Source organism: Salinisphaera orenii subsp. halophila YIM 95161 (assembly GCF_003732545.1).
Classification (GTDB): domain Bacteria; phylum Pseudomonadota; class Gammaproteobacteria; order Nevskiales; family Salinisphaeraceae; genus Salinisphaera; species Salinisphaera orenii_A.
The window spans coordinates 15,808-42,775 of record NZ_AYKF01000046.1; the positions used below are offsets into that span (position 1 = coordinate 15,808).

The window sequence follows — 26,968 nt, forward strand, 5'->3', positions numbered from 1 at the left end:
TTCAATCCGGAATGGCGTCGCCATCGGCCGCGACGACACCGAACAGGTCGGCGATGCCGGCGAGACTGGCCTCGTGCAGCGCCTGCGCCGGCACCGTATGGTCGCCCAGTGGCAGCGCCCGCGTGGCGGTCGCGGCGGCGACCACGGTCGGCGCATAGCCGAGGTTGAAGGCACCGCGGGCGGTGGAGTTGACGCACATATGGGTCATGAATCCGGCGATGATCAGGTCGCTCCGGCCGTAACGCTGGAGCACGTCTTGCAGATCGGTGTGCACGAACGCGTTCGGATGGGTCTTGGTGATGAGCGTCTCGCCCTCGGCCGGCGCCACCTCTTCGGCAATCCGGCCCGCGTGGGTATCCAGATCGTAGGGCGATCCCGCGCCGGCGTCGTGGCGCACATGCACGATCGGCGTACCGGCCGCGCGGGCGCGCTCGAGAAGCCGACGCGCCTCGACCAGTGCGGGCTCGACGCCCTCCAGCTGCATCACCCCCTCGCGATAGGTGTTCTGGCAGTCGATGAGAATCAGCACCGCATCGGACAGGGCGGCGGGCGTGTCCGGCAGTCCGGAGACGGCGCGGAGTGTGGGGTTCGCAGTCATGGCTCGTCGTTCTCCTCGTTGAAAGCTGGAACGGCTTCCGGACGGCCGTTCGCGCGGCGCGGCGCGCCGGGGCCACTATACCGGAATGATTCGATCGGGCCAGGACATCGCGGCGATGGACGCCGTCCGCCGATCGCGAACGGCCGTCGCCGATAACCACTTCCGGTCACGCGAGCGACGAGAGGCTTGGCCCGGGATCGAGCGGTCTCGATATTCTCGCGGCGTCCACGCTCCACACGGGCCGCCGGTGGACCTTGAACACGACCCGCCAATATCGAGGCGGCACCGGCAACTACCCGCGCCCGGCGAGGGCGGCCGGACGAGCCCCGACCCGTCGCACGACCGCGATCTACCGCCCGCGCCGGTACGCCCCGCGAGTCGTCGGCACGCTACGGACAGCCGAGCCGATCGGCTAGATCCGTCAGGTTCCTCGCATGCAGGGTGTTGGCCGCATCGCCGGCGACCGGCTTCGGCGCGTCGGCGCCGAATTCCTCCGGACGTTCGATGTAGGCGGTCTGCAGGCCGCAGTCGCGCGCGGCGTCCAGATCGTCCTGGTGCGCGGCCACGAGCATCACCTGCCCGGGCTCGACGTCGAAGGTCTCGGCCACGCCGAGATAGGTGCGGGGGTCGGGCTTGTAGGCGCCGAAGGTTTCGGCCGAGAGGATGCAGTCCCAGGGCAGGCCGGCGCGTTTGGCCATGTCGGCCAGCAGGCCGATGTTGCCGTTGGACAGCGTGCACAGCATGAAGCGCGATCGCAGTCGTGCCAGTCCGGCCACCGCGTCGGGCCAGGGCGCCAGACGATGCCAGACGCGGTTGAGTTCGACACGGCTGGCCTCGTCCATGGCCGCGAGGCCGAAATCGGGCAGCACCGCATCGAGGATCATGCGGTTCAGCTCGTCGATACGCATCCAGCCGAGTTCGCCGGCGCGAACGCGCGCCATGGCCGGCTGATATCCCGCCCGCCAGGCGCGCGCGAACGCCGCGGCATCGATGTCCGGCGCGCGTGCGGCGATCTCGCGCATGACCGAACCGTGCCAGTCGACGACCGTACCGAAGACGTCGCAGGCGAGAATCCGCGGGATCGAAGCACCGGTGCGGGGCGCTGACGCGGTCATCGCTCAATCATCCTCTTGCCGCGCGGCCCGGCGTCGGCCGATGACCGCGTTGTTGCCGACGCGTGACAAGGGCACACGGACAACGGCCCGGATGTGCGGGCCGATCCTCGGGCGATGAATCGCGGCGGGCAGCGCATCAGGCGCTGCGTGGCGGCAAGCGCCGTCGGCTTGCGGACGCGATTACGGCCGATCCCGGTGGCGTGGCGCCGGGCCGTGATGCCGCCGACCGGCCGAGCCGACCGCGATCGGTGAACGCGAATGCGCCAGCCGGAGATCGCCGCGATGTCACGCCAGCCCGCCGGTCGGCAGCGCCGCGCGCTCATGCGACGAAGGCGGCCAGGGCCGTCACGCGGCGCCGTCGAAGAACGCGACTTCGCCCGTCTCCACGGCGTATTCGGCGCCGACCACCTTCAGGCCGTCGTTCTCGATGAGATCCTCCAGGATGGCCGAGCCGCGCCGTAGCTGGCGCACCGACTTGTCGACGTTGGCGCGTACCGCGGCGGCGACCAGCGCTGCGTGATCGTGGCGAAGATCGGTGTTGAGCAAAGGCGCGACCGACGGCCGCACGCGCTTGACGATCGAAGCCAGATTCGGGGACTGATTCTCGGTCGGCTGCTGCAGTTCGTTGAGCGTAGCCTGGATCGCGCCGCACTGGCTGTGACCGAGCACGACCACCAGCCGCGTGCCGAACATGGCGGCCGCGAACTCGATGCTGCCGATCTGCGACGGCGCCACGATGTTGCCGGCGACCCGGATCACGAACAGATCGCCCAGCCCCTGGTTGAACACCAGCTCCGCCGGCACGCGGGCATCCGAGCAGCCCAGCACGATGGCGAACGGCTCCTGCTGCTGCACCAGCTCGGCCTGGGAGCCGGCCAATGTATCGGCGCTGCGGAGTCGAGTGACGAAATCGCGGTTGCCTCGCTTGAGCCGTTCGAGGGCTTCGTCGGCGGATATCATCCGGCATTCATCCTGTGTGATGGGCTTTCAAGCAAAGGATGCGCAATAATTCGCGCGATCACAAACCGGCTCCGCGCGATCCGGGCGACGGCCGAGGCGAGCGGGCGATACGGCGCGCGAGTCGTGCGCCTCCGAATCCTGTGACCGACGTGCCGACCCGCCGACGCGACACAGCGTATCGGCCGCGAACCCGCGCGTCGTCCGTCGTTGTCGCCGTTGCCGACTCGTGCCACGACGGCGGCCGAGCCGCAGAGCCGACGTATCGTGGTCCGAAACAAGGCGCGAGCGGCAGTCCGTCTGGCCGGGACAGTCGGGAGATAAGCCCCTGCCGGCCGTGCATGGATGCTGCGGCGCAGCTGTCGCCGCCGGCACGGGCCTTGTTCGGCGCTATTCGAGCGCGACGTAGCACGCCGGCGTGAATCGAGGCGAGCAGATTGCGTAGAACACCAGATCGGTGTCGCCGATGTTCTCGATGCGCTGGGCGACGCCGGCCGGAATGCGCACCACGTCGCCGGCGGCGACGTCGGCCGGGGGGCGCTCACCGATCTCGGCTCGCCCGAGTCCGCTGACGATGAGATAGCGTTCGTGGATGTCGATCAGGTGATGCCATGCGGTCGTCACGCCCGGCCGAACCCGGGCCCGCGCGATCGACACCGCGCCGTCTTCGGCGTCGTTGGCCACCTCCAGGATAGAGCAGCGTTCCTCGGTCTCGAATTCCGTCACCGCATCGGCGCGCCGTATACCGGAGCGCACGGCGGACGGGCCGCGGTCCGGGTCATCCTTAGGCATCGCGAATCCACGACCGGGCAGCGTCACGCTCGTTGAAGGCGAAGGACCGGATATCGAGGCCGGGCACCAGCCGGCCCGCGGCCGAGGCGACCTTCTGGGCCCAGGCCGTGTCGGTGACGATCGCCTCGCGCTCGAGCAGGTTCCAGTGCTTGACCGCCGCCTTCAGGTCCCCGAGCAGTGCATCGGCCGACAGGCCGCCGAAATCGTGCAGTTCGAGATAGATGCGCAGACGATCGTGAACCGCGAGCTTCTTCTCGATCGTGGACAGCACAGGAGTCAGATCCTCGGCGGTGGTCTTGCCGTCGACGTGCAGGGCGACGACGCGATCGTCATCGAATGGGAGAATACGGATCATCGGGGACTCCGGAAACAGTGTGATGCCGGAAGGCTAGCAGATACCGCCTTCGGCGCAGATGGCGGCACCGAGGCGGCCCGTTTCGGGTTCGAGCGGTAACGACCAAGTGCGAGCGGCATCGCGTCGAGGCGCTCGCGCGGTGGCGTGGGCGGCACGAACCGTGCAGAAGCCTTGATTCGGTCGCTGAACAGGCCATGTTCGGTCACACGCGGCGTGTGCCATACGTCGCATCACGCCATGACGAGGTCCGCATGAAGACAATCGCTGTTCTCGGCGGCGGCATCACCGGTGTCACCACGGCCTATGCGCTGGTGCGGCGCGGGTTCGACGTCACGCTCTACGAGCGCAACCGCTATCCGGCCATGGAGACTTCGTTCGCCAACGGCGCGCAGCTGTCGGCCTGCAATGCCGAAGCATGGAACCACTGGCCCACCATCCTCAAGGGACTGAAGTGGATGTTCCGTGGCGACGCGCCGTTGCTCGTCAACCCCAAGCCGTCCTGGCACAAGATCTCCTGGTTCGCCGAATTCATGGCCGCGATTCCGCAGTACGGGCCGAACACGACCGAAAGCGTACGGTTGGCGATCGCCGCCCGCGAACACCTGTTCGGCTGGGCCGAGACCGAGGGCATCGACTTCGACGCCAAACACACGGGCCTGATGCACGTCTATCGGAACAAGGCGGATTTCGACCACGCCGCGGCGGTTAACCCGCTGCTGGAAGCCGGCGGCCTGGAGCGACGCGCGGTCACGCCGGAGGAGATGCGCGCGCTCGAGCCGACACTGGTCGCGGACTACTACGGCGGCTTCTATACCGAAAGCGACGCCACTGGCGATATCCATATGTACACCCACGGTCTGGCGCGCGCCGCCGAACGGCGCGGCGCGGCGCTGCGCTATCGGCACGCCGTGCGCCGCGTGCACAGCGACGGCCGTCGCGTGACGATCACCGCGGAGCACGGGGGCCAGGAAACCCGGGCGGTTCACGATGCCGTGGTGGTCTGCGCGGGCAACACCAGCCGCGACTTCGCCGCCCAGCTGGGCGACCGCGTCAACGTCTATCCGGTCAAGGGCTACTCGATCACCGTCAACCTGGGCGATGACGCATCGCGGGCCGCCGCCCCCGAGGTCAGCCTGCTCGACGACGCGGTCAAGCTCGTCAGCAGTCGGTTGGGGACGGATCGCCTGCGGGTCGCCGGCAGCGCCGAGTTCAACGGCTTCAACCACGATATCCGCGCCGACCGGATCGAGCCGCTGACGCGCTGGGTCGAGACCTATTTCCCGGATGTGAACACCCGTGACGTCGTGCCCTGGGCCGGTCTGCGCCCGATGATGCCGAACATGTTGCCGCGTGTCGGTCGCGGCCGGCGATCGTCGAACGTGTTCTACAACACCGGCCACGGCCATCTCGGCTGGACGCTGTCGGCGGCCACGGCGGACACCATCGCGGGCATCGTCGAGTCGAGCGCCGCGACGCCGTCGGCCTGAGTTCGGGCGACGAGTGCGATGGCGCGACCATCGTGCGGGCGAGATCGAGCCGTCGATCAGCGTGAGTGCGATGGCTCCCGGTCGGCCATGACCCACGCCGGACCCGCCGCGGCCGCTGCGCCGCCGCTGGGGCGCACTCGACCAACAGCAACGCATCGGCCCGGCCGGCGCGAGGCGTCGCCGGTCTGACGCAGTAAGGCGACGCCGCACGTACGCAGGATAGGGTTCGGGCCCAGCCGAACGACGCTGCATGACTCGGCGCGAACGGCCCGCGGAGGCACGATTGGCCGCGTTCCGTGCCTGCCGAGCATGGCGGTGCGGCCGCGTTGACGGCATGCCTCTCGAACGGCCGGGGCGCCGGCGGGCGTGTGCCCGCGCGGGCCGGCCAACCGTGGCCGACGGATTCGGGCCGCCGTCGGCGCGAACGGCACGCGGCTGATCACGCGCCACGCGGACGATCTCTCATTCGCGCGCCTCCGCTGCGATCCGGCGTGGCGCCCATCGTCTATCGCCGATCACCGTTCGCCCGCACGGACGGTCGGAGGGCCGGAGGGCCGGGTCCTGCCGTCGAGCGCCGGGCGCAGACTCGGGTCACAACGCCCGCAGCGTTCGCCGCCGATGAATGCGGTCCGGAATCGCACCAATCAGTCTGGCGCAATGCACCCGTCCGGCGCATTGGAGAGCTCGGCCGGCTCGTCCAAGGCGTGCACTGCACGATACAAGTGCACGGTCTGCGTCACGATGATGCAACACCGCGACGCGCCGGCCGCTCATGACGCCGGTCGGCATGTAACGCCTACGGTCTACGGTATCGGGCGCGTCACGGCCTTTGATCGGGCGCGCGGATCGTCGCCTCCGGGGCTGGCAGGCAACTTGCATTCCGCCGTGAGCTTCGCCCCCGTCGATAGACAGCACGCGACCAAGGGATGATCGCCGAATGCGCCGGGGCGGCGTAGTTTCGAAGAAGTCCCGGGCTGCGGTCAGCCGCCGCAGCCCCCGTTGCCAACCGGAGGTCCGGATGACGAGCCGTTATCGCCACACGCTCGGTACCACCACCTACCATTTCGACAGCCTCGCGGAGGTCATGGCCAAGGCCAGTCCCGCGCGCTCGGGGGATCGGCTGGCCGGCGTCATCGCCGAATCCGCCGAGGAACGCGTGGTCGCACAGATGGTGCTGGCCGAACTGCCGCTCAAGGTCTTTCTAGAAGAGGCGCTGGTGCCCTACGAGGACGACGAGATCACCCGTCTGATCCTCGACGAGCACGACCCCGCCGCGTTCGAGCCGGTGTCGCATCTCACGGTCGGGGATTTCCGCAACTGGCTGCTCGGCGACGAGGCCACGCCCGACGCGCTGGCCCGCCTGCGGCCGGGGCTGACGCCGGAAATGGTCGCGGCGGTCAGCAAGATCATGCGCAATCAGGATCTGATCCTCGTTGCGAAGAAGTGCCACGTGGTGACCGCGTTCCGCAACACCATCGGCCAGCCGGGGCATCTGTCCACCCGGCTGCAGCCCAACCACCCGACCGACGACGCCACCGGCATCGCGGCCAGCATCCTCGACGGGCTGCTCTACGGCAACGGCGACGCGGTGATCGGCATCAACCCGGCGACCGACAACGTGACCCAGTCGGTCAAGCTCATGCGGATGCTCGACGAGGTGATCCGCAAGTACGAGATTCCGACCCAGTCCTGCGTGCTGACCCATGTTACGAACACGCTCGAGGCGATCGAATCCGGCGCGCCGGTCGATCTGGTGTTCCAGTCGATCGGCGGCACCGAGGCCACCAATCGCAGCTTCGGCTTCGGCCTCTCGGATCTGGCCGAGGCCCGCGACGCCGCCCTGGGCCTCAAGCGCGGCACGGTCGGCGACAACGTCATGTACTTCGAGACCGGGCAGGGCAGTTCGCTGTCCGCCGACGCGCACCACGGGCTCGACCAGCAGACCTGCGAGGCCCGCGCCTATGCGGTCGCACGCAAGTTCGAGCCGTTGCTGGTGAACACCGTCGTCGGCTTCATCGGCCCGGAGTATCTGTTCGACGGCAAGGAGATCATCCGCGCCGGCCTCGAGGACCACTGCTGCGGCAAGCTGCTCGGCGTGCCGATGGGCTGCGACGTCTGCTACACGAACCACGCCGAGGCGGACCAGAACGACATGGACAACCTGCTCACGCTGCTGGGGGTGGCCGGCTGCAACTTCGTGATGGGCATTCCCGGCTCCGACGACATCATGCTCAATTACCAGACGACCTCGTTCCACGACGCGCTCTATGCGCGCCGCGCACTCGGTCTGCGGCCGGCGCCGGAGTTCGAGCGCTGGCTCGACCACATGGGCGTGTTCGAAGACGTCACCGCAATGCGCCCGAGCCGCGAAGTGCCCGCGGCCTTCGCGCCCTCGCTGGACCGGATCTCCACGGAGGCACGTGATGGCTGACGAGACCGACCCCGCGGAAACGACCGAGACCGCGGTCGTGCGCAACCCCTGGCGGCGGCTGCGCAGCTTCACCGATGCCCGCATCGGTCTGGGGCGGGCGGGCATCAGTCTGCCCACCAGCCGGCTGCTCGAATTCCAGCTCGCCCATGCCCAGGCGCGGGACGCCGTGCATTGGCCTCTCGACGTGCCCGCGCTGTGCGAACAACTCGCCGACTGCGGGAAACCGGTGCCGGCCGGGGAGCCGATCGCACTGCATACCCGCGCCGAGCACCGCACCATGTATCTGCAGCGCCCGGACCTCGGCCGCCGATTGGACGAGGCATCAATCGAGCGCCTGTCGCAGACCGGCGATGACCACGGCGCGGCCTTCGACCTGGCGCTGGTGGTCGTCGACGGGCTTTCAGCGCGGGCGGTTCAGGAGCACGCCGCGCCCTTCATCTCGGCCCTGGCCGAGGCGCTGGGCGAAGACGACGCGACGTGGCGCATCGCGCCGCTGACCGTCGTGGAGCAGGGCCGTGTGGCCATCGGCGACGAGATCGGCGAACGGCTCAACGCCCGGGCCGTGGTCGTGCTGGTCGGCGAGCGGCCCGGGCTGAGCTCGCCGGACAGCCTTGGCCTGTATCTCACCTGGGGCCCACGGGTCGGCGTGACCGACGCCGACCGCAACTGCATCTCCAATGTACGACCGGCCGGCCTGGCACTGACCGAGGCGGCCCGGCGACTGCGTTATCTGCTGCGCGAGGCGCGCGAACGCGAACTCTCCGGGGTGGCGCTCAAGGACCGCAGCGAGGACGACGTGATCGAACACGCCGGCGAGCCCGGCAATTTCCTGACCGACTGAGAATCAAAGGATATCCACCGATGAGCGCATCCGATATCGACGACGACTATCTGGCCAAGCGACAGCTACAGCGCGGCACGGCCGGCTGGGTGCTGCTCGCCGGTCTGGGCGTGTCGTACGTCATCTCCGGCGATTTCGCCGGCTGGAACTTCGGCATCGGCGAGGCCGGCTGGGGCGGCTTCGCGATCGCCGCGGTACTCATGGGCATCATGTATTTCACGCTCGTGCTGTCGCTGGCCGAAATGTCCGCGGCGATCCCGGCGGCGGGCGGCGGTTACAGTTTCGCCCGCCAGGCCATGGGCCCGACCGGCGGCTATCTCACCGGCCTGGCGGTGCTCATCGAATACGCGCTGGCGCCGGCGGCGATCGTGGTCTTCATCGGCGCCGCGGTGGGGGAGTTGATCGGCCTGAACGGCCCGATCGTCTATGCCGCGTTCTACCTGGTGTTCATCGGCATACACCTAGCCGGCGTGGGCGAAGCGCTCAAGGTCATGATGGCGATCAGCGGCCTCGCGGTGTTCGCGATTCTGGCCACCGCCGTGGCGCTGATCGGCGATTTCCAGGTCAGCAACCTGTTCGACATCGCGCCCACGGACGCCTTCGGCGCATCGAGCTTCATGCCGATGGGCTGGTACGGCATCTGGGCCGCGCTGCCCTTCGGCATGTGGCTGTTCCTGGCGGTCGAGGGTGTGCCGCTCGGCGCGGAAGAGGCCAAGGATCCGGCCCGCGACGTGCCCAAGGGCATCATCGGCGCGATGCTGTTCCTGCTGGTGACCGCGGTGCTGGTGGTGTTTCTGCTCGCCGGTGCGGCCGGCGCCGAGGCGATCGGCGAGAGCGGCGTGCCGCTGGTCACCGCGCTCCAGGATACCGGCAGCACGACGCTGGCCACGGTCGTCAACGTGCTCGGCATGGCCGGCCTGATCGCGTCGTTCTTCTCTATCATCTACGGCTACAGCCGGCTCGTGTTCGCGCTGTCGCGCGCCGGCTATCTGCCGAAGTTCCTGTCGCTGACCAGCGCCCGCAAGGCACCGACCTGGGCGCTGATCGTGCCCGGCGTACTCGGTTTCATCGCCTCGCTGAGCGGCGCCGGTGATCTGATTCTGGGCATGGCCGTGGTCGGGGCCACGCTGTCCTACGCGTTGATGGCGGGCAGCCACATCCTGCTGCGCGTCAATCAGCCGAACCTGAATCGGCCGTACCACACGCCCGGCGGCATCGTGACGTCCGGCATCGCGCTCGTGCTCTCGCTGATCGCGCTGACCGGCGTGTATGCCTTCGATCCCGGGGCCTTCGGCTACACCTTGGTACTGTTCGCGGTCGGCGCCGTCTACTTCTTCGCCTACAGTCGGCACCATCTCGTGGCCAAGACGGCGGCCGAGGAGTTCGACCTGCTGGCCCGTGCGGAGTCCGATCTGGACGCACCCGATACCGAGGACGCATCACGCGGCAACACTTGAGCGGTCATCACGGTGCCGCCGCTTCGATCCGGCGGCCGGGCGATCGGCGACCGGCAGGGTCGCCCGGCCGTTTACGGGGCCCGAAAGAGCCCCGTGCATTCGCGCCGCCCCGACGCGCCACGGCGCGCGTCGGGGCATGACGTGGCGCCTCGCGATCGTTAGGATGCCGTGTCGTCGGCGGGCGATGCCCACTACAGTGGCGTTGCCGGTCGGCGCCGAGCCAATGGGAGCGGCCAATCGCCAGTGAGACACGCATGAACGATTCCGCAAACAAGGACACGGGCAACACCCATATCGACATCGGCGGCGTCGCGCTGCCCAGGGCGACCCTGGCCGAAGTGCTGCCGGACATCGCCCGATTCGAACAGCATCTGCCCGACGCCCTGGCCGTGGACGCCGACATGAAGGCGGGGGACGGTTCGATCCCCGACTATGTGAGCGAGTGGCCGCAGGCGCGCATCGAAGCCGTGGTCGCCACGCTCAAGGAGCTGGGGAGTCTGCGTGAGCAGGCCAGCGCAGAGCTCGGCCAGGGCGCGGACCGCAAACGCGGACAGGACTGATGCGTCTCTCGCGCGGGCGCTGACGCGGGACGCCGTGCGCGCGCAGACGGCGGCTCTTCTCGAGCGGCCACGAGTCGCACGGTCGCACCGGGTATCGAATATCAAGACCCACGTTGTACGGTTGTCAATGATCGTGACGATGCGACGGGAGACGGTCTTGAGGCGCGAGGGCAGACCGACACCGGCACTGGCACCGGCACCGGCACCGGCACCGGAAAGGCTGGGGCAGGGGCCGCGTCCGCGTACGAGGCGTCGCCCGGCCGGAGCCGTCCGGGCGTGAGCGACAAACGCCACGACGGTTCGGGTTCGGTTGCGTTCGCCGCGGACCGAATCGACGGCCGGCTGCTGGACAGCCTCCTGCTGCTGGAAGGTGTCTTCCGGGACATGCTCGACGCCGTGCTGCTTGCCGACGCACGACAACGGATCGTCGGCGCGAATCCGGCGGCGCTGGCGCTGTTCGAATATGACGCCGACACGCTCATCGGCCAGCCGCTCGCCATGCTCGACGCCGATACCCCCGCGCGCGATCGGCCCGGGCACGATCGCATCGACGCCGCGAATCGCGTGACACCGCCCCATCAACCCCACATCCGCGCCTACCGGAGTGCCCGCGGTCGCCTGTTCGACGGCGAGACGCGGCGCGGCATTCTCGGGGACGACACGGCGGATCAACCGCTGACCCTGATGATCGTGCGCGACGTATCCGAGCGTATCGCCATCGATCGCGCCACCGCGCGCCTGCACGACGTGGCATCGAGCCAGCATATGGGCTTCGACGAGCGGGTGCACGAAATGCTGCGCATCGGCTGTGATCTGTTCGAGCTCCCGATCGGCGTGCTCAGCCACATCAAAGGCGAGACCTACGAGATCGTCGACGTCATCCATCCCGACGATGGGCTGGCCGCGGGGAGCCTGTTCGACCTCCGCGACACCTATTGTGCGAGCACCCTCGCGGCGGGCGGACCGATCGCCTACCACGATGTCAGCCGCCACGAAATCCGGCACCAGTCCTGCTACGCGACCTTCGGCCTGGAGTCCTACATCGGCAGCCCCGTGTGGGTCGATGCCGAGCTCTACGGCACCCTGTGTTTCTCCAGCACCACGCCGCGACGGCCGTTCCCGGCCCAGCATCTGCAGTTCGCCGGCCTCATCGCCCAATGGCTCGGTCATGAGCTGGCCCGTCGGGCCGATTACCTCGCGCTCTGCGAGACGCGTGACCGGCTTCGAGTGGCCGCGACCACCGACGACCTCACGGGTCTGGCGAACCGGCGCCGGCTCGGCCAGCTTCTCGACGAGGAACGCGGCCGCACGCGACGCTACGGCGCGCCGTTCTCCGTGCTGCTGATCGATTTCGATCACTTCAAGGCGATCAACGATCGCCACGGCCACGGCGTCGGCGACGAGGCGCTGCAGCTGTTCGCGCGGGTCGCCACCGAGGCGCTTCGCACAACCGATACCGTGGGGCGCTGGGGCGGTGAGGAATTCCTCGTGGTCCTGCCGAACACCGATGCCGACGGGGCCCGGCGTCTGGCCGAGCGCGTCGCCGATCGCATCCGTTCGACCCCGCTGCCGACGGCGGACGCCGAGCTGGCCCTGACGGTCAGTATCGGAATCGTCGCCTTCGACGGCGCGGAGAAGATCGACGCACTGGTCTCCCGGGCCGACCGCGCGCTCTACCAGGCCAAGGCCTCCGGCCGTGACCGTGTGGCCATGGGCTGAATCAAGCGAGTAGAGGCCCAACCGCTTCAGTGCATTACGCTGGCAACCGGTTCCGGGAACAAAATCGAATGGGTGTGGCGATGACACATACATCGTGTACAACGGCGCCATCTTCGTTCAAATAACATCTAGAGCACGGCGACCATTGTTTTCTGACACCGAGCGCATGACTGGCTATCCATTCAATGATTTTTGTCCTGTCGATAGCGCCAGATGAGGTGAATACTAGCCAGAGGGCAATCACTTAGAAGTGGCTGCTGGACATATGCATCGTCGATCAATGCACGCCGTCACGTCTGGACGTCATGCAGCCGAGATTAGGTTGATCTGTGGTCGTAACGGTCTCCCGTTACGTAGATAAACTGCGTCTGAAAGCCGAAACCTAAATGCTCGACCGACGCTGAATGAATGACCAGCATCTCTTGCCCATTATTCCAGCGCTTTTCGACAGTTTAGTGGCCAACCATCATGTGACGCACATAGAGGCTATAGAACAGCCACATCGTACCGCCAACCATCACCACCATAATCAGCAAAGAGAACAGGATGGAGATCGTGTTCCAGCGCTGCTCGGTCGACATGTCCAGATGCAGGAACCAGCGCAGGTGCACGCCGAGCTGCAGAACCGCGGTCACGGCAATCACGATGAGCGCCGCCCCCTGCGACAGCGACCCGAAGGCCACGAAGCCAAATGGAATCAGGGTAAGCACGAGTGCCAGCACGAAACCGGTGATATAGCCCCGTGCGGTGGGCGCATGGCCGGGCGTGACATCGGTGGAATGGCTCATGCCGCAACTCCTTGCAGGACGCCGGGCAGATACACGGTCGAGAACACGCATATCCACACGAGATCGAGAAAATGCCAGAACAGGCTCAAACGCGCGAGCCGGGAGGCGACCGGCGGCGTCAGCCCGCGCAGCTTGATCTGTACGACCATCACCACGATCCAGACCAGGCCGAAGAACACATGCGCACCGTGGGTGCCGACCAGCCCGAAGAACGCGGATAGAAAGCCGCTCCGGGTGAACGAGGCGCCTTCATGGATGAGGTGGGCGAACTCGCTGAGCTCGTGGCCGAGGAAGAACGCGCCGAGCACGAACGTCACCCCGAGCCAGATCACGACCCGCTCCTTCTGGCCCTGATGCAGGTTCACCATCGCCATGCCGAAAGTCAGGCTCGATAGCAGCAGCGCCATGGTCTCGAGAAAGACGCCGCGCAGCTCGAACACATCGGCCGCGGTCGGCCCGCCCGCATAGCGCTGGGACAGATCGACATACACCAGAAAGAGCATCGAGAAGATGATCACGTCGCTCATCAGATAGATCCAGAAACCGAAGTTGACTTCCGTATCGGCTCTGGCGGCGGCGCGAATGCTGTTCAGATCGTGGGCGTTAGACGACATGGACACGGCCCCGGCTGTGCATGCATTTCATTTTCATAGCGGCTTTTCCGATTGGGTCCCGGTCGTGGACGGTTCCGGCGTGGCGGCATATGCGGAACGCTCGTCGCCGAACGACTCGATATGCTTCATGCGCTCGAGTGCACCGTCCTGGGCGACCTTGTCGTGGAACGCATTCTCGGTACGTTCGACTTCCCCTGCCGGGATCACATACTCCGGCTCCGGGTTGAAGCTGCGCGCGATCACCGCGCCAATCACGCCGAGCAGGCATAGCCCGGCCAGCCACCAGATATGCCAGACATAGGCAAAGCCGAACACGAACGCCAGGCCAGCGATGACGATCGCGATCGGCGTGGATTTGGGCATATGAATGTCTTCATAGCGCTCGGGCCGCTGATAGGCGGTGTTGTGCACCTTCATGTACATGAACGCGTCGCGATCGTGGACTTCGGGAATGATCGCGAAGTTGTACTCGGGCGGCGGCGAGGCGATCGACCACTCCAGCGTACGTCCGCCCCAGGGATCGCCGGAGAGATCGCGGTTCTTCTCGCGATCGCGATAGCTCACGTAAATCTGCATGAACATCGCGAAGATGCCGTACGCCACGATGAGCGCGCCGATGGCCGCGATCACCAGCCAGAAATGCCAGACCGGGTTCTCATAGCTGGCCATGCGCCGCGGCATGCCCATCATGCCGAGCATGTACAGCGGCACGAAGGCCACATAGAAACCCACGAGCCAGCCGAAGAATGAATGCCGGCCCCACTTCTCGTCGAGCTTGAAACCGAAGGCCTTCGGGAACCAGTAATAGAAGCCGGCCAACAGGCCGAACATCGTTCCGGGAATCAGCACGTTATGAAAATGCGCGACGAGGAACAGGCTGTTGTGCATCTTGTAGTCGGCGCCGGGAATCGCGAGCAGCACGCCGCTCATGCCACCCATCGTGAAGGTGATGATGAAGCCCAGCGTCCACAGCATCGGCAGCTTGAACTCGATACGCCCCCGGAACATCGTCCAGATCCAGTCGTAGATCTTCACGCCGGTGGGAATGGCGATGACCATGGTGGCGATACCGAAGGCGGCATTGCGCAGCGGATCCTGGCCCATCGTGAAGAAGTGATGGACCCAGACCGTGAACGACAGGAAGGCGATGGCCATGGTCGCCCACACCATCGACTTGTAGCCGAACAGGCGCTTGTTGCAGTAGGTCGTGACGACTTCGGAGAAAACGCCGAATACCGGCAGCACCAGAATATAGACTTCCGGATGGCCCCAGATCCAGAACATGTTGATGTACATCATCTGGTCGCCGCCCATCGTTCCCGTGAAGAAATGGGTTCCGGCCGAACGGTCCAGCGCCAGCAGCGCGAGCGCCACGGTCAACGCCGGGAAAGACAGCACGATCAGGATCGTGGTGCACAGCGACGTCCAGGTGAACATCGGCATGCGCATGAAGTTCATGCCGGGCGCGCGTTTCTTGAGAATCGTCACCAGGAAATTGACGCCGGTCAGCGTGGTACTGATGCCGGATATCTGTAACGCCCAGATCCAGTAGTCGACGCCCACGCTGGGGCTATGATCGAGCCCCGAGAACGGCGTATAACCCGACCAGCCCGCTTCCGAAAACTGGCCGATCAGCAGCGAGATCATCACCAGCGCGCCAGCCGCGGCCGTCAGCCACAGGCTGATCGCATTGAGAAGCGGATAGGACACGTCGCGCGCGCCGATCTGCAGCGGAATGGCGATATTCATCAGACCGACGATGAACGGCATGGCCATGAAGAAGATCATCATCGTGCCGTGGCCGGTGAACAACTCGGCGAAGTGATGCGCCTCCAGATACCCTTCCATGCCCGGCCCGGCGGTCGCCTGCTGGGCGCGCACCATCGCGGCATCGATAAAACCGCGCAGCAAGAAGATCAGCGCGATGAAGATATACATCACCCCGATCTTCTTGTGATCCACAGTCGTGAACCACTCGCGATATAGATAGCCCCACTTGCGGAAATACGTGAGCAGGCCGATGACCAGCAAACCGGTGCCGACCATGATCACGTTCGCGAAAACGATGATCAGGCTCGAATGAGTGAAGGCGTCTAGAGTGAGTTTTCCGAACATCGTGTCCTCGATGCGCTGAAGCTAGCGATCCGTCAGGCGATCGGGCGGCGGAACCGAACCGTCGCCTTCCTGAAAGCGCTTGATGACATAGTCGAACAGGCCGTCGCGCACCGATGAATAGTAGATCGGATCGACATTCTTGCTGGGCTTGACCAACTCGCGATAAGCGGCGATATCCAGCGGTTTAGACGCCGCCCGGGCCTGCTCGATCCACTGATCGAAGGCGTCCGGTTTCACCGCATGCACCTGGAAATTCATGCCAGCGAAGCCGTCGCCGCTGTATTGATAGTTCTTGCCGAAGTACTCGCCTTTCTCGGTGGCCATCAGGTGCAAGCGAGTGCGCATGCCCGACATCGCCATGATCTGGCTGCCCAGCCGAGGGATCATGAAAGCGTTCATCACGGACGCCGAGGTCAGGTCGATCTGCAGCGGCGTATCGACAGGCAGGGCGATTTCATTGACCACCGCGATGTTGTAGTCCGGGTAGATGAACAACCATTTCCAGTCCATGGCGATAGCCTGAACTTCAATGGTCGGGTTCTCAGACTCCAACGGCTTGTAAGGATCGAGATCGAAGGTGCTCACCCAGGTGAGCACGGCCAGGATCACGATGATCACGGTCGGGCCACCCCAGAGAAAGGCTTCCAGCAGACCCGAGTGATACCAGTTGGCGGTATAGGTGTTGTGGCGGTTCGATGCGCGATAGTGCCACGCGAACCAGAGCGTGAAGCCGACCACCGGCACCAGCACGAACAGCATCACCGTAAAGGTGAACAGCATCACGTTGCGCTGATAGGCCGCCACGGGCCCGGCCGTGAAGAACGTCACCAGCTCGTTGAGATAGAACGTATCGACGAACCACTGTGCACTGCAGCCGGCGAGCATGAGCGTCAGCAGCACGATCAGCGGCAGGCGGAGGCGGCGGATTGTATTTCCAGACGTTTGGATAGACATCACATGCATTCCAAAGGGTGACTAGGCCCTGCATATCGAGCCATCGCTCTCGCTAAAATGCCTGATGTATCGATTCCACCATGATTTTTGCAGGTTATTAGCGAGACAACGGTCATTTTGACTATATACAAAGTTCAGTCTGTTTGAAGCGATACTCCGGCCATGGAACGGTTGTGGCCGCGGCGCCCGCCAGCCGGGTCAGGATAGATCGGAGGTTATAACGCCGGTTGAAGCGGTACTGGAAGTCGGCGAGATAGAGAGCGGCGTACTTGGCAAACTTGAACGCGTGGTAGGTGCCGTTGATTGAGGTCTTGAGATTGCCCAGCATGATGTTGACCCAGCGGAACTCGGGATGCCCGGCCGACGCCGGGCTGGATCCGGTGACGATCGCAAGATGACTCGCGACCTCCGCACGCAGCGCGCGAAACGCCGGCAGGCCGTCCGACACCGCATCGGTGTCCGCCGACAGCGACTCGTTGGCCCAGTCGGCCACGGCGTCTGACGTAAAGGGCATACAGCGCAGCACCACTTGATGCGGCTTGTGATCGTCGAGCGTGGACACCGCCATGACCAACGTGATCTTGTTGGGCGATCCTCGGCCACGTTGGCCGGGCTTGCCTGCGCGTTCGCCGCCGAGATAGGCATCGTCGATCTCGACCCGGTCCGACAATTGCCGAAGCGACTCACCCTCGGCTATGACTGTCATGAACTTGTGCTTAATCCGCCGGGCGGTGCGCCATCTCAGGCCGAGTTGGCGTCGAACGTCCAGAGCCGAGACGTTGTTCTTGGCCTGGGTCCGGAAGTGCATGGCCAGAAACCAGGCCGTCAGGGGCAGCTGACTCGCCTCGAAGATCGTGCCTGCGGTCATCGTGGTCTGATACCGACAGCGTTGGCACTGCAAGCAATTCCGACCGGCCTGCTCGAACGTGGGGTGCAAGCAGCAATGGCAGACGGCGCAGACACAACCGCCCGGCCAGCGCGCGGCCGCCACGGCCTGTGTGCATTGCGCTTGGCTACCATGTTCCTGCATGAACTCCACCAGCGATTGGCTAGGTCGCATCTGGACCTGATCGATTGCCATGATGAATCTCCACGCGTGTCACGGCTCGATTTTCCGCAGCGGGTGGGTCATATCACGATCTGGCTAAACTTGGTACATGATCAAGAGAATTTTTAGCGGACCGACCGGGCCATTAGTGACACTCAAGCTGGGCCGATGCGAGCGTCTACCTTTTACGGTTGGCCCGTCAACGCCGGATTCACGGCGCATCGGCGAGCGGAAGAATGGGGCGCCGCTTCGGATGACGCGTTGCACAATCTAGCCGCCGCCGGTCCGACTGTCAATGTCGTTGCGTAATACAGCTAATGGCCGCGTCGCCATCCGCACGGCGTCGGGCGTCCCGGCGAAGCCATCCAGTGCCCTCGGCGCACGATAAGTCGATGCGAACGGGAGCCGAGCCGCACCGCGTGCCTGCGCGCTCGATATAAAAAAGCCCCGCCGAGGCGGGGCTTTATCACCAACCGTTGACGTTCGTTATCAGGCCGCGGTGGCCAGCTGACGCAGCACGTAGTGCAGAATGCCGCCGTTCTGGTAGTAGTCCCATTCCTTGGGCGTGTCGATACGGACACGGGCTTCGAATTCGGTGGTCTCGCCACTCTCCTTCGTCGCCTTGACCGTTACGCTCTTGGCGCCCGCCGACAGACCTTCGATATCGAAGGTCTCGGTGCCATCCAGGCCCAGGGCATCGGCGCTTTCGCCTTCGGCGAACTGGAGCGGCAACACGCCCATGCCGACCAGATTCGAGCGGTGGATACGCTCGAAGGACTGCGCGATCACGGTCTTCACGCCCAGCAGCAGCGTGCCCTTGGCCGCCCAGTCGCGCGAGGAGCCGGTGCCGTATTCCTTGCCGGCGAGCACGACCAGCGGGGTGCCTTCGTCCTTGTACTGCATCGCGGCGTCGTAGATGAACATCTCGTCGCCGGAGGGCTGGTGCCGGGTCCAGCCGCCCTCCGTGCCGGGCGCCAGCAGGTTGCGCAGCCGCACGTTGGCGAAGGTGCCGCGCATCATCACTTCGTGATTGCCGCGGCGCGAGCCGTAGCTGTTGAAGTCCGACGGCTTGACGCCTTTCTCCTGGAGATACTGCCCGGCGGGCGAGTCCCGGGTGATCGCGCCGGCCGGCGAGATATGATCGGTCGTGATCGAGTCACCCAGCAGGGCGAGACAGCGCGCGCCCTGGATGGTCGGAATCTCGTCCACGTCGACCGACATGCCGTCGAAGTAGGGCGGGTTCTGCACGTAGGTGCTGGTGTCGTCCCAGTCGAAGATCTCGCCCTCGGGTACGTCCAGGCCCTTCCAGCGGGAGTCGCCTGCGAACACGTCGCCGTAGCTGTCCTTGAACATCTCCGAGTTCAGAGAAGTGCCGATAGTGTCGTAGATCTCCTTCTGCGACGGCCAGAGATCCTTGAGATAGACATCGTTGCCGTTGGCGTCCTGGCCGATCGGATCGCTGGTCAGATCGATATCGATCGTGCCGGCGAGCGCATAGGCCACGACCAGCGGTGGGCTGGCCAGGAAGTTCATGCGCACGTCGCCGTGCACGCGGCCTTCGAAGTTGCGATTGCCCGACAATACCGAGGCGACGTTGAGGTCGTGCTCGCGCACGGCCTGGCCGATCGGCTCCGGCAGCGGGCCGGAGTTGCCGATGCAGGTCGTGCAACCGTAGCCGACGAGCTGGAAGCCGAGCTTGTCCAGGTCGTCGTCGAGACCGGCCTTCTCGAGATACTCGGTGACGACCTTGGAGCCGGGCGCCAGCGAGGTCTTCACCCACGGCTTGACCTGCAGGCCTTTCTCGATCGCGTTGCGCGCAAGCAGGCCGGCGCCGATCATCACTGCCGGGTTGGAGGTGTTGGTGCAGGAGGTGATCGCGGCGATCACGACCGAGCCGTCGTGCAGATCGAACTCGGCCTCCTTGTAGGACACCGGCGCGTGCGTCGCCCCGCCGATGGAGTCGGAGGCCAGGCCGGCTTCGCTCTGCTGCTTGGCCTCGGCCATGCTCTTGTCTTGCGGGTCGGCCTTCTCCGCGCGCGCCTTCATGAAGGGCTCGACTTCGCGGCGATAGGTCTTCTGCATGTCGGTGAGCAGGACACGGTCCTGCGGGCGTTTCGGCCCGGCGAGCGACGGCTGCACGGTGGACAGGTCCAGTTCCAGCACGTCGGTGTAGTCCGCCTCGGGCTCGCCTTCCTCGCGCCACAGGCCCTGAGCCTTGGCATAGGCCTCGACCAGCTCGAGCTGCTCGGCCGGGCGGCCGGTGAGTTCCATGTAGCGGATGGTCTCGCCGTCGACCGGGAAGATGCCGCAGGTCGCGCCGTATTCCGGCGCCATGTTGGCGATGGTCGCGCGATCGGCCAGCGGGAGGTCGGCCAGGCCGTCGCCGAAGAACTCCACGAACTTGCCGACCACGCCCTTGGCGCGCAGCATTTCGGTCACGGTGAGCACCAGATCGGTGGCGGTGCAGCCCTCGGCCAGCTTGCCGGTGAGCTTGAAGCCCACGACCTGCGGAATGAGCATGGTGATCGGCTGGCCGAGCATCGCCGCTTCAGCCTCGATGCCGCCCACGCCCCAGCCGAGCACGCCCACACCGTTGATCATGGTGGTGTGGCTGTCGGTGCCGACCAGCGTGTCCGGATAGGCCAGATTGGTGTCTTCATTGCCGAAGACCACGCGGGCCAGATATTCCAGGTTGACCTGATGGACGATGCCGGTATCCGGCGGCACGACCTTGAAGTTGTCGAACGCGCCCTGACCCCAGCGCAGGAACGCATAGCGCTCCTTGTTGCGGTTGAATTCGAGCTTGGCGTTCAGATCGAAGGCCTTGTCGCTGCCGTACTCGTCGACCATCACGGAGTGGTCGATGACCAGTTCCGCGGGCGAGAGCGGGTTGATCTTGTCCGCGCTGCCGCCGAGGTTGGCCATCGCATCACGCATGGCGGCCAGATCGACGATCGCCGGTACGCCGGTGAAGTCCTGCAGCACGACCCGGGCCGGGGTGAAGGCGATCTCGGTGTCCGGCTCGGCCTTGGCGTCCCAGTTGGCCATCGCCTTGATGTCGTCGGCGGTGACGTTGGACCCGTCCTCGTGGCGCAGCAGATTCTCCAGCAGGATCTTCTGCGCGTAGGGCAGCTTCGCGACGCTCGGGTACTGTTCCTCGAGCTTTTTCAGGCTGAAGTAGTCAAAACTGCGGTCGCCTGCGGTGAACTGCGAGCGTGTACTGAAACTGTCCGTCATACGTTTTGTTCTCCTGAAAGACACTCGGTGAAAGCCGGCGTGGCGGCGACCGCCACATGCTGAAAACGCCGCGTAGTATAGCTTTTTGCCGCATCGCCTGCAGGGTGAGGCAGGCGTGCACAATCGTGTCAGCGGGCAACGTCCTGCGGCCCGATCCGCTCGAGCGCGGCCAGCAGAGCCTTGCGACGGAAGAACAGGCTGAGAAAGCCGCCACCGCACTGTCGCCACAAAATCGCACAGCGCACCGCGGCCAGCAGCTGCGTGCGGGCCCGCGCCTGGATGGCATCGTTGCCCAGATAGGTCGGATGACCGTGCAGCATGATGCGCGGTTTGGTCGGGCTGACGCTGTCGCGGTAGGCGTCATCCAGAATCGCGGGGACGTCTGCGGGCTCGGCGAGACGCGCGCGGTCGATGGCACCCCGGATGCGCGACATCGCCGCCTCGTCCTTCATCAGATTGCCGGACAGACGCAGCAGCTGGCCGATGTAGCGCGCGATCGTCGCGGCCTGCTGATCCGGCTTGCCGCCGGAGAGCTGGGTGCGCAGATAGGCAATGCCGTCGCCAAGGTTCGACAGGTCGCCGAACACGTCCATCGTCGTGTCCGGATCGGTGCAGAAGATCGCGCGCTTGGCCCGCTCGAGGCGCTCCGGTGCGTCACGACCTTCGGCGCCGAGCTCGTGCGCATAGCGGGCGAACTGAGCCACACCGGCCAGGGCCAGGGCCTGGTCGCGCAGCGGATGGTCGGCGGATGCATTCATGCGGTCGCGCTCTGCAGCGGCGCCGGCGCGCCGGCGGTGACGATCTCCGCACTGCCCAGACAGTGATCGCCGTCGTAGAAGACAGCGTACTGGCCGGGCGCTATGGCACGGGGCGGATGGTCGAATTGTACGGCCAGTCCGCTATCTTGTGCAGTCACGCGGCAGGCGATCGCCCGCTGGCGATAGCGCACCTGGGCGGCGCAGCGCAGCGGCAGTGCGGGCGCGGGACCGAGCCAGTGCGGAGCGGCGGTCGTCAGCCGGGTCTCCATCAGGGCGGGATGCGCCGCATCCTGGGTAACCCAGAGCGTGTCGCTGTCGAGATCCTTGTCGGCGACGTACCAGGGCGCCTGGGCTGCGCCGGGGACCCCGCCGAGGCCGAGGCCGCGACGCTGACCGATGGTGTAGTAGATCAGCCCGGCGTGCTCGCCGATGACACGACCGGCCAGCGGGCCGCCCGCGACGCGCACCGGACCGGCGCGCCCGGACAGATACTGGCGCAGAAAGCCCTCGAAATCGCGTTCGCCGATGAAACACACGCCGGTGCTGTCGGGCTTGTCGTGCACCGGCAGCCCGGCGCGCCGGGCCATGGCCCGCACATCGGTCTTGGGGAGATCGCCGAGCGGGAACAGCGTGCGTTCCAGCGCGGCCATGGGCACGGCCGCCAGGAAATAGGACTGATCCTTGGCCGGGTCGGCGCCGCGCAGCAGTCGCGTGCCGCGCTCGTCGTGCACCAGCCGCGCGTAGTGGCCTGTGGCGATCCAGTCGGCTCCCAGCCGCCGGGCGTGGTGCAGAAATGCGTCGAACTTGATCTCGCGGTTGCAGAGGACGTCCGGATTGGGGGTCCGCCCGGCGGCGTAGCTGTCCAGGAAATACCGGAACACCCGCGTCTTGTACTCGCGCGAGAAATCCGCGCGGTGCAGCGGAATATCCAGCACGTCGCAGACGGCCGCCGCATCGTCGAAGTCGTCCGCCGCCTGACAGCGGCCGGCCTCGTCCTCGCTCCAGTTGAACATGAACAGGCCTTCAACCTGATAGCCGGCCTCGACCAGGCGCAGCGCGGTCACCGCCGAATCCACACCGCCGGACAGACCGACCACGACCCGCGTGTCGGCCACATCGCCCTCGACGCAGGCGGTCATGCGTCGGCCCGAATATGGCGCACGCGTTCGAGCGGCAGCGGCGGCTGGCTGCCGAAGTCCTCGATCGCCCGCAGCACGAGGGGGCTGCGGAGGTTCTCGCGGGCGGCGAGATCGCTCGCTGACAGCCAATGAGCGGCGACGATGCCCTCATCCAGCGGCTGCTCCGGCGCATGATCGCCGACCGTGCCGCAGAAGGCGAAACGAAGCGTTGTGCGGCCGTCTTCGTGGGGCCAGTAATACATGCCGACGAGACCGGTCGGGGTGAAGCCCCAGGCCGTTTCCTCGCGGGTTTCGCGGATGACGGCGTCGACGATGGTCTCGCCCGGCTCGACGTGGCCGGCCGGCTGGTTGATCACGCGTGCGCCGCGGGCGTACTCCTCGACCACGAGATAACGTTCGTCGCGCACGACGACCGCCGCCACGGTGAGTTCGGCGTGGACCACATCGGCCTCCACAAGGCGAGACAATCGCGGTGAAGTCTAGCAAAGCGCCTTTTCACGTGGCCAAGGCGACAGCGGGTGGGTATGATGCCGGCTTCGTTTGCTGATGACGGTTTGTATGTCGCGTTTTGCGATGCTGTTTCCGGGCCAGGGCGCCCAATCGGTCGGCATGCTCGCCCAGCTGGCCGAGCATCATCCGGTCGTGGGCGACACCTTCGCCGAAGCCAGCGACGTGCTGGGCTACGACATGGCCGCCCTCATCAACGAGGGTCCGGCGGACAGGCTGGACCAGACCGAGTACACCCAGCCGGCGCTGGTCGCCGCGGGCGTGGCGACCTGGCGCGCCTGGCGCGAGAGCGGCGGCGCGACCCCGGAGTTTCTCGCCGGACACAGCCTCGGCGAGTACGCCGCGCTGGTGGCCGCCCAGGCGCTGGACTTCAGCGACGCGCTGCGCCTGACCCGCCTGCGCGGCCAGGCGATGCAGAGCGCCGTCGGCCCCGACGAGGGCGCCATGGCCGCGATCATCGGCCTCGAGGACGACGCGGTGCGACAGGCCTGCGCCGAGGCCGAGGCCGAACACGCCGCGGACGGCCTTACCGCCGCGGCGGCCAACTTCAACGCCCCGCTGCAGGTGGTCATCGCCGGCGACGCCGAGGCAATCGCCACCGCCGGCCGCATCGCCAAGGACAAGGGCGCGAAGATGGTCAAGCCATTGACCGTGAGCGTGCCGTCGCACTGCGCGCTGATGAAGCCGGCGGCCGAACGGCTGCAATCGCATCTGCTGGAGACGCCGCTGCGCGAGCCGAAGCTGACCGTGCTGCACAACGTCGATGCGCAACCGCGCGAGGACGTCGACGGCATCCGCAAGGCGCTGGTCGCGCAGCTGGCCCAGTCCGTGCTCTGGACCGACACGATCCGTGCGATGCGCAACGCCCGCTGCGCGCTGTTTCTCGAATGCGGCCCGGGCCGCGTGCTCACCGGCCTGAACAAGCGCATCGACAAGACGGCCCAGACGCTGCCATTGTCGGATATCGACAGCTTCCGGCAGGCGCTCGACGCCACCGCCGGCGAAGACGACGAATAACGAACAAGATCCAGCAGCACCGCGAGAACGAACTGACATGACCATGCACAGCCTCTCCGGCCAGGTGGCCCTGGTCACGGGCGCCTCGCGCGGCATCGGCGCGGCCATCGCCGACCGGCTCGCCGCGGCCGGCGCCATCGTCATCGGCACGGCCACCAGCGACGACGGCGCGGCGCGCATCGACGAGCGCCTGAAACAGAACGCCGCCGGCGGGGCGGGGCGCCGACTCGACGTCACCGACGGTGACGAGGTCACGGCCGTGATCAAGGCGATCGGCAGCGAGTTCGGCGCGCCGACGATCGTGGTCAACAACGCCGCGATCACGCGCGACACGCTGCTCATGCGCATGGGCGAGGCCGACTGGCAGGACGTGATCGACGCGAACCTGACCGGCGTGTTCCGGGTGTCCAAGGCGGTCCTGCGCGGCATGATGAAGGCCAAGGGCGGACGTATCGTCAACGTGGCCTCGGTCGTGGGTCTGATGGGCAACGCCGGACAGACCAATTACAGCGCCGCGAAGGCCGGGCTGTTGGGCTTCACCCGCTCGCTGGCACGCGAGGTCGGGTCACGCCGGATCACGGTCAACGCCATCGCCCCCGGTTTCATCGAGACCGACATGACCCGCGAGCTCGACGACAACACCCGCAGCGCGATGCTGGAGCAGATTCCGCTGCAGCGGCTGGGCGGCGTCGACGACATCGCCGAGAGCGTGGCCTTTCTCGTATCGCCCGCCGCAGCGTATATTACCGGCGAAACGCTGTCGGTGAACGGCGGGCTGTACATGGGGGCCTGAGTTTCTGGCGACATCCACCCTTTTTCCCTAGAATGGCGCGCGCCTCGCTAGGCGAATGCGCGCTCGATTCGCGTAAACCATATTCAACAGGAGAGAACCCGATGAGTAGCGTCGAAGAACGAGTACAGAAGATCATTGCCGAACAGCTGTCCGTCAGCGAAGATCAGGTGACCTCGGAGGCGTCGTTCGTCGATGATCTGGGCGCGGATTCGCTGGACACCGTCGAGCTCGTGATGGCCCTCGAAGAGGAATTCGAGATCGACATCCCGGACGAGGAAGCCGAGAAGATCGTCAACGTCAAGGACGCGGTCGACTACATCAAGTCGCACGCCGAGGGCTGAGTCTTTCCACGCTGTCGGCCACCGTCGAGGTCGGCCAGCAGATCCCGCCGCGAACAGCGGCGACTGCAGCAATAGGGGGCGCCGTTGAGACAGCGTCGCGTAGTGGTGACCGGACTGGGAATGATTTCTCCACTGGGGCTCGATGTCGCATCGACCTGGGAGGGCATTCTCGCCGGACGCAGCGGTATCACCGACATCGACACCTTCGACGTGTCGGGTTATCCGACCCGCTTCGGCGGGCCGATCCGGAATTTCGACGTCACCCGGTACATGTCGGCCAAGGAAGCCAAGCGCTTCGATCCCTTCGTGCACTACGGCGTGGCGGCGGCGGTCCAGGCCACGCTCGACAGCGGTTACGAGCTCGATGACGAGGTCAACGACCGGGTCGGCGTGGCCGTCGGCTCCGGTATCGGCGGCATCGGGACGATCCTGAAGACCTGTGTCGGCTTCCACGAGGCCGACTACAACCCGAAGAAGGTCTCGCCCTTCTTCATTCCGAGCAGCATCGCCAACATGGCGGCGGGGCAGATCTCGATCCAGCTCCGCCTCAACGGCCCGAACATCGCGGCCGTGTCGGCGTGCACGACCGGTGTGCACAACATCGGCCTGGCCGGTCGCATGATTGCGGCGGGCGACGCCGACGCGATGGTCGCGGGCGGCTGCGAGATGGCCGTCAATCCGGTGGGCCTCGCCGGTTTCTGTTCGGCCCGGGCACTGTCGACGCGCAACGACGATCCGGCGGCAGCGAGCCGCCCCTGGGACGTCGATCGGGACGGCTTCGTTCTCTCCGACGGCGCGGGCGTCGTGTTCCTCGAGGAATACGAGTCGGCGCGGGCGCGGGGCGCGACGATCTACGGCGAGCTCGCCGGTTTCGGCATGTCGGGCGACGCCCATCACATCACCATGCCCAGCGGTCATGGCGCCCGCCAGTGCATGAGCAATGCGCTGGCCGACGCCGAGATGAACCCGGACGAGATCCAGTACGTCAACGCCCACGGCACCTCGACGCAGGCCGGCGACGTCTCCGAGAGTCAGGCCATCGAGTCGGTTCTCGGGCCGGCGGCGAAGAAAGCGGCCGTGAGTTCGACCAAGTCGATGACCGGCCACATGCTTGGCGCCGCGGGTTCCGCGGAGGCCATCTTCACCCTTCTGGCGATCCGTGACCAGGTGGCGCCGCCGACAATCAATCTCGACACACCGGACGAGGGCTGCTCGCTCGACTACGTGCCCCACGAGGCGCGTTCGATGCCGATCTCCGCGGTCCTGTCCAATTCGTTCGGCTTCGGTGGCACCAACGGCTCGCTGATCTTCAAGCGCGTCGATTGAGCGGGGCGTCGCACGGCAG

The 26,968-nt window shown here is 66.1% G+C and carries 24 protein-coding genes; 10 read left to right on the forward strand and 14 right to left on the reverse strand.

Features of this window, described 5'->3' with window-relative positions:
• Nucleotide 1: 1 nt before the first annotated feature.
• The 5 genes from SAHL_RS03080 to SAHL_RS03100 form a co-directional block, all read right to left on the reverse strand.
• Nucleotides 2-598 carry a cysteine hydrolase family protein gene (locus tag SAHL_RS03080; RefSeq protein ID WP_123589938.1) on the reverse strand — a complete coding sequence of 199 codons (597 nt, stop codon included), beginning with the start codon at nucleotides 596-598 and terminating at the stop codon, nucleotides 2-4.
• A 389-nt stretch (nucleotides 599-987) separates the two neighbouring features.
• Nucleotides 988-1,713, reverse strand: coding sequence for a haloacid dehalogenase type II (locus SAHL_RS03085; RefSeq protein WP_123589939.1), 726 nt, complete (start codon nucleotides 1,711-1,713; stop codon nucleotides 988-990).
• Nucleotides 1,714-2,058: 345 nt separating this feature from the next.
• Complete coding sequence (locus SAHL_RS03090; protein WP_123589940.1) at nucleotides 2,059-2,673, reverse strand: carbonic anhydrase; 615 nt, start codon at nucleotides 2,671-2,673, stop codon at nucleotides 2,059-2,061.
• Nucleotides 2,674-3,060: 387 nt separating this feature from the next.
• On the reverse strand, nucleotides 3,061-3,462 hold the full coding sequence (locus tag SAHL_RS03095) for a cupin domain-containing protein (protein ID WP_123589941.1): 402 nt from the start codon (nucleotides 3,460-3,462) through the stop codon (nucleotides 3,061-3,063).
• The gene (locus tag SAHL_RS03100; protein WP_123589942.1) at nucleotides 3,455-3,817 is read right to left on the reverse strand and encodes a SpoIIAA family protein; all 363 of its coding nucleotides are present in this window, start codon (nucleotides 3,815-3,817) and stop codon (nucleotides 3,455-3,457) included. The genes SAHL_RS03095 and SAHL_RS03100 overlap by 8 nt, the downstream gene beginning before the upstream one ends.
• Nucleotides 3,818-4,068: 251 nt before the next feature.
• Between SAHL_RS03100 and SAHL_RS03105 the strand changes: the two genes are divergently transcribed.
• From SAHL_RS03105 to SAHL_RS03130, 6 genes are all read left to right on the forward strand, one after another.
• Nucleotides 4,069-5,304 (forward strand): D-amino acid dehydrogenase, encoded by a 1,236-nt coding sequence (locus SAHL_RS03105; protein ID WP_123589943.1) that lies wholly within the window; start codon nucleotides 4,069-4,071, stop codon nucleotides 5,302-5,304.
• A 1,018-nt stretch (nucleotides 5,305-6,322) separates the two neighbouring features.
• Entirely contained in the window at nucleotides 6,323-7,735 is a 1,413-nt protein-coding gene (locus SAHL_RS03110) for an ethanolamine ammonia-lyase subunit EutB (protein ID WP_123589944.1), read from the forward strand.
• A complete protein-coding gene (gene eutC / locus SAHL_RS03115; protein ID WP_123589982.1) occupies nucleotides 7,728-8,576 on the forward strand; it encodes an ethanolamine ammonia-lyase subunit EutC in 849 nt (282 codons plus the stop codon). The genes SAHL_RS03110 and eutC overlap by 8 nt, the downstream gene beginning before the upstream one ends.
• 20 nt (nucleotides 8,577-8,596) lie before the next feature.
• A complete protein-coding gene (eat, locus tag SAHL_RS03120) occupies nucleotides 8,597-10,033 on the forward strand; it encodes an ethanolamine permease (protein WP_123589945.1) in 1,437 nt (478 codons plus the stop codon).
• A 254-nt stretch (nucleotides 10,034-10,287) separates the two neighbouring features.
• Nucleotides 10,288-10,593 (forward strand): hypothetical protein, encoded by a 306-nt coding sequence (locus tag SAHL_RS03125; RefSeq protein WP_123589946.1) that lies wholly within the window; start codon nucleotides 10,288-10,290, stop codon nucleotides 10,591-10,593.
• Between the two features lie 276 nt (nucleotides 10,594-10,869).
• Nucleotides 10,870-12,312, forward strand: a complete 1,443-nt coding sequence (locus SAHL_RS03130; protein ID WP_123589947.1) for a sensor domain-containing diguanylate cyclase — start codon at nucleotides 10,870-10,872, stop codon at nucleotides 12,310-12,312.
• Between the two features lie 452 nt (nucleotides 12,313-12,764).
• Here SAHL_RS03130 and cyoD read toward each other — a convergent pair whose 3' ends face one another.
• The 9 genes from cyoD to SAHL_RS03175 form a co-directional block, all read right to left on the reverse strand.
• Nucleotides 12,765-13,100, reverse strand: coding sequence for a cytochrome o ubiquinol oxidase subunit IV (gene cyoD / locus SAHL_RS03135; protein WP_123589948.1), 336 nt, complete (start codon nucleotides 13,098-13,100; stop codon nucleotides 12,765-12,767).
• The gene (gene cyoC, locus SAHL_RS03140) at nucleotides 13,097-13,714 is read right to left on the reverse strand and encodes a cytochrome o ubiquinol oxidase subunit III (RefSeq protein ID WP_123589949.1); all 618 of its coding nucleotides are present in this window, start codon (nucleotides 13,712-13,714) and stop codon (nucleotides 13,097-13,099) included. The genes cyoD and cyoC overlap by 4 nt, the downstream gene beginning before the upstream one ends.
• 33 nt (nucleotides 13,715-13,747) lie before the next feature.
• Nucleotides 13,748-15,829: a cbb3-type cytochrome c oxidase subunit I gene (locus SAHL_RS03145; protein ID WP_123589950.1), complete on the reverse strand. Its 2,082-nt coding sequence runs from the start codon at nucleotides 15,827-15,829 to the stop codon at nucleotides 13,748-13,750.
• 21 nt (nucleotides 15,830-15,850) lie between these two features.
• On the reverse strand, nucleotides 15,851-16,783 hold the full coding sequence (gene cyoA, locus SAHL_RS03150; protein WP_245968366.1) for a ubiquinol oxidase subunit II: 933 nt from the start codon (nucleotides 16,781-16,783) through the stop codon (nucleotides 15,851-15,853).
• A gap of 121 nt (nucleotides 16,784-16,904) precedes the next feature.
• Nucleotides 16,905-17,864 (reverse strand): IS1595 family transposase, encoded by a 960-nt coding sequence (locus SAHL_RS03155; RefSeq protein ID WP_123589951.1) that lies wholly within the window; start codon nucleotides 17,862-17,864, stop codon nucleotides 16,905-16,907.
• A gap of 456 nt (nucleotides 17,865-18,320) precedes the next feature.
• Nucleotides 18,321-21,068, reverse strand: coding sequence for an aconitate hydratase AcnA (gene acnA / locus SAHL_RS03160; RefSeq protein ID WP_123589952.1), 2,748 nt, complete (start codon nucleotides 21,066-21,068; stop codon nucleotides 18,321-18,323).
• A 128-nt stretch (nucleotides 21,069-21,196) separates the two neighbouring features.
• On the reverse strand, nucleotides 21,197-21,826 hold the full coding sequence (locus SAHL_RS03165; RefSeq protein WP_123589953.1) for a lysogenization protein HflD: 630 nt from the start codon (nucleotides 21,824-21,826) through the stop codon (nucleotides 21,197-21,199).
• Nucleotides 21,823-22,965 carry a tRNA 2-thiouridine(34) synthase MnmA gene (mnmA, locus tag SAHL_RS03170; RefSeq protein ID WP_123589954.1) on the reverse strand — a complete coding sequence of 381 codons (1,143 nt, stop codon included), beginning with the start codon at nucleotides 22,963-22,965 and terminating at the stop codon, nucleotides 21,823-21,825. The genes SAHL_RS03165 and mnmA overlap by 4 nt, the downstream gene beginning before the upstream one ends.
• Nucleotides 22,962-23,408 (reverse strand): NUDIX hydrolase, encoded by a 447-nt coding sequence (locus tag SAHL_RS03175; protein WP_184947261.1) that lies wholly within the window; start codon nucleotides 23,406-23,408, stop codon nucleotides 22,962-22,964. Before SAHL_RS03175 ends, mnmA begins: the two co-directional genes overlap by 4 nt.
• A 115-nt stretch (nucleotides 23,409-23,523) precedes the next feature.
• Between SAHL_RS03175 and fabD the strand changes: the two genes are divergently transcribed.
• The 4 genes from fabD (at nucleotide 23,524) to fabF (ending at nucleotide 26,949) form a co-directional block, all read left to right on the forward strand.
• On the forward strand, nucleotides 23,524-24,489 hold the full coding sequence (gene fabD, locus SAHL_RS03180; RefSeq protein WP_123589956.1) for an ACP S-malonyltransferase: 966 nt from the start codon (nucleotides 23,524-23,526) through the stop codon (nucleotides 24,487-24,489).
• Between the two features lie 37 nt (nucleotides 24,490-24,526).
• Nucleotides 24,527-25,282 carry a 3-oxoacyl-ACP reductase FabG gene (gene fabG / locus SAHL_RS03185; protein ID WP_123589957.1) on the forward strand — a complete coding sequence of 252 codons (756 nt, stop codon included), beginning with the start codon at nucleotides 24,527-24,529 and terminating at the stop codon, nucleotides 25,280-25,282.
• Nucleotides 25,283-25,383: 101 nt separating this feature from the next.
• On the forward strand, nucleotides 25,384-25,623 hold the full coding sequence (gene acpP, locus SAHL_RS03190) for an acyl carrier protein (protein WP_006912784.1): 240 nt from the start codon (nucleotides 25,384-25,386) through the stop codon (nucleotides 25,621-25,623).
• Between the two features lie 84 nt (nucleotides 25,624-25,707).
• On the forward strand, nucleotides 25,708-26,949 hold the full coding sequence (gene fabF / locus SAHL_RS03195; protein WP_123589958.1) for a beta-ketoacyl-ACP synthase II: 1,242 nt from the start codon (nucleotides 25,708-25,710) through the stop codon (nucleotides 26,947-26,949).
• Nucleotides 26,950-26,968: the final 19 nt, after the last annotated feature.